Consider the following 841-nt stretch of genomic DNA (forward strand, 5'->3'; position numbering starts at 1 on the left):
TCTGTGCCATACGCAGTTACGTTTCGAGTTGCAGAAAGCAAAATATAACAGCTTCAACAGCGCTGAACTTGTTGTTCAGTGGGCATTTGCCAGATATTTTTGTTCAGTAGGCTGAATAGTTACATTTTTTTTTAGTTTAACCCTATAAAAATAACTATCTTTCCCTTTGAACTGAACTAACAGAGTTTGCTTAGGAGCAACCGAAACCTTATCAAGCTCATGTGTGGTTAGTTCCCACCCATCAGTTGATTGTAAATTAACTGAAATTATGGAGGATTGAATAGGTAATGTCATTGTGTGCCACCCATGAAAGTTGTCATTTAATTCAGTGGTTATGGTTATTTTTTGTGTATTTGTATAGATGCTAATTCGGGTTAAGAACTGATTCTACACTTTGAAATTAATCAGTAACACATTACCATGACCATAACTTATAAACTCAATCACTAAAGGGTTAATGCCCCACCTCTCGAGGCGAACTAGCTTTGTAATGTGTTCTTGTCATACCTGCGAAAGGTATCCAGCGCCTTTGTTACAATAAATGAAAGCCACTGGACTACCGACATACAAAACTGTAGTTACTTTGCTTCCTGCAAAGCAAGAGTGACCGAACATGCTTTACGATACCCGTTGCTTGCGGCGGGGTGATTCATTAAGTGCTGTCGTAAGATGCTAGCCGATCGAAGTTAGATTGATAAATTAAATAGTATTAATCTTAAAGATCCCCTCATATTTCTAAATCAAATAATCCCAAAGACACTGCGGTAAATACGATGATTTTTAAGGTAACGATAAAAGTTTTCCATTAATGGAAGCGCCCATTCTTCTCTCATTGTCGGTA

1 protein-coding gene is annotated in these 841 nt (G+C 37.6%); it reads right to left on the reverse strand.

What is annotated here, in order from left to right; genetic code table 11:
• Positions 1–75: 75 nt before the first annotated feature.
• The gene (locus D5018_RS21450) at positions 76–294 is read right to left on the reverse strand and encodes a hypothetical protein (protein WP_121840990.1); all 219 of its coding nucleotides are present in this window, start codon (positions 292–294) and stop codon (positions 76–78) included.
• Positions 295–841: the final 547 nt, after the last annotated feature.

This window comes from Parashewanella curva (assembly GCF_003675895.1).
In the GTDB taxonomy this organism is placed as follows: domain Bacteria; phylum Pseudomonadota; class Gammaproteobacteria; order Enterobacterales; family Shewanellaceae; genus Parashewanella; species Parashewanella curva.